Annotated in this window: 3 protein-coding genes; 2 read left to right on the top strand and 1 reads right to left on the bottom strand. The window is 43.4% G+C overall.

The window, feature by feature from the left end:
- A partial coding sequence (locus tag ACEW8S_RS18650; protein WP_373519615.1) for a proline dehydrogenase family protein occupies window positions 1-576 on the bottom strand: 576 nt, incomplete at its 3' end.
- A 112-nt stretch (window positions 577-688) separates the two neighbouring features.
- Between ACEW8S_RS18650 and aroB the strand changes: the two genes are divergently transcribed.
- Both aroB and ACEW8S_RS18640 read left to right on the top strand, forming a co-directional pair.
- Complete coding sequence (gene aroB / locus ACEW8S_RS18645; protein ID WP_373519614.1) at window positions 689-1,753, top strand: 3-dehydroquinate synthase; 1,065 nt, start codon at window positions 689-691, stop codon at window positions 1,751-1,753.
- A 208-nt stretch (window positions 1,754-1,961) separates the two neighbouring features.
- On the top strand, window positions 1,962-2,284 hold a 323-nt coding region (locus tag ACEW8S_RS18640), incomplete at its 3' end, for a hypothetical protein (protein ID WP_373519613.1).

Below are 2,284 nucleotides of genomic sequence, written 5' to 3'. Positions count from 1 at the left end.
GGCATCGGCGGCATCCTGCATCCAACTTTCCTCGGAATCGACCAATAGCGAAACATCGAGGTCATGGGCTTTTTTACAGGTTTTATCGAAGCGGGCCACTACCCTGCCCCACTCGGACTGTTCGGCATCTGTCAAGGGTTTCCCAACACTGATTTTTTTGAAAAGGGCAAACCGTCCATATCCCGTAGGTTTGAAAACGGCGAAGGGAATGGCATCCTTTTCCTTGACAAAATCCAGCACCTTGAGCACCATGTCCAGCGCCAGATCCAAAGGATGTTCGGTCTCCTTGCCCTCTACGGAATAATCCAGCACCGAACAGACGTTTTTCTTGTACATTTTGTCCACCGTAGGTAGGCAATCGAATTCGTTGACACCACCGCAAAAATGATCGAACACGGTAGCACGTATCAGCTTGTCTACCGGTAGGTGGGCCTTAATGGCAAAATTGGTGATGGCGGAACCTATACGTACCAATGGCTCGTTGGCGATCATCTTGAACAAAAAATAGGCACGCTCCAACTCCGAATCCGATTTTAGGGCAAAAGCGGTCTCGGTATCCTCAAATATCTTTTTCATTTTCAGCAATTTTTTTTGTGACCAAATATAAAGACTGCAAATTGAATCCCAAGAGAATATTTTACCTTTATTTTGCGGATGAAAGATTCCCGTATTCAAAATTTTGTTTTCTATGGATTCGATAACTACCTCTTCTTACACCGTTCATTTCAATCAACGTGCCTACGATGCCCTCAATGAGCATTTGGCCGCCACAGCCTATTCCAAAATTTTTATTTTGGTGGATGAAAATACGAAGCGGGATTGCCTGGAGGGTTTTAAAAAACATATACAAGGGGATTTCGATTTCGGGATTTTGGAAATCGGATCCGGGGAAAGCCAAAAGACGATACCTACCTGCACCCAGCTTTGGGAAGCCTTATCGGAAGGGGATGCGGATCGAAAAAGCCTGTTGATCAATCTGGGCGGAGGCGTAATCACCGATCTTGGAGGCTTTGTCGCTTCTACCTTTAAACGCGGTATCGCCTTTATCAACGTACCCACTACCCTTTTGGCCATGGTCGATGCCTCTGTCGGAGGCAAAACCGGTGTGGATCTCGGCCCCTTGAAAAATCAGGTCGGTGTTATCAACCAACCGAAAATGGTACTCATAATCTCCGATTTTCTTAAAACCCTCGATGAACGCCAATTGCAGAGCGGATTCGCGGAAATGCTGAAACACGGCCTCATAAGAAGCACCCTATACTGGGATAGATTGAAAACCAATACGGACTTTACAACTATGGATCATCTCATTTACGATTCCGTAACCATCAAAAATGAAGTCGTAATTCAAGACCCTACCGAACAACATCTAAGAAAAATATTGAATTTTGGGCATACGCTAGGCCACGCGGTAGAATCCCATTTTTTGGAAAGTAAATCCCGAAAAACCTTACTTCACGGCGAAGCCATTGCCATCGGTATAATTTTGGAAGGATATCTATCCAACGAACTTACAGGGTTGCCGGAAACTGATTTAAAGGATATCAAAACCACATTTTTGGACCGCTATCCTAAAACGGAATTTTCGGAAGCCGATATCGCGGCCATCTTATCCCTTTTGAAATTCGACAAAAAAAATTCCCATGGCAATATCAATTTTGTACTACTCGAAAAAATCGGCGTTCCGGTTATCGATGTGAAAATTCCCCATGAACTTTTCGGCCGCGCTTTTGCATACTACACCGAACCGTAGCTTGGAAACTTCTCTCGTATGATCTTTCTATCTGCGATTTTCGGTTCCAAAACCACAATACGGGAAGCGTTCGTATACTAAAATTCCTGTTTTGACAACTCTTTATTAATTCCCTAGAAAAAAAAGTATAGTTTAGAATCTGTAAATCAAGGAAACCGACCAAAGTTTCCTTAACCAAACCCGATACAGATCGAAAAAACTACCTACTATGCTACGTAAAATTGTTGATTACAAAAAACTCAGCCACGAACTTGCTGCCCTATTGATCGAAAGTTACCCCGACGGATATGGCGATGAAGACATCATCGTATTCAAAAATCTTCAGGGAGATTACGTCGAGGCCGTCGAGATCAAGACCAAGGACACCATTTATTTGGTCAAGATCAGTAAAAGCCTTGCCGATTTTATTTCAAACTTTGATGATACCATAGAGAAAGAACTTGAGGAAAGGGAAGAACCCATTTTGGAAGAAGCCGATACGCCTGAATTCGAGTTGGATTCCGAGATGGATTACGACTATGAAGAGGATTT

The organism is Pricia sp., assembly GCF_041745955.1.
Taxonomy (GTDB): domain Bacteria; phylum Bacteroidota; class Bacteroidia; order Flavobacteriales; family Flavobacteriaceae; genus Pricia.
Note: the sequence above shows the minus strand (reverse complement) of the source record. Positions and strands in the feature narration are given on the sequence as shown.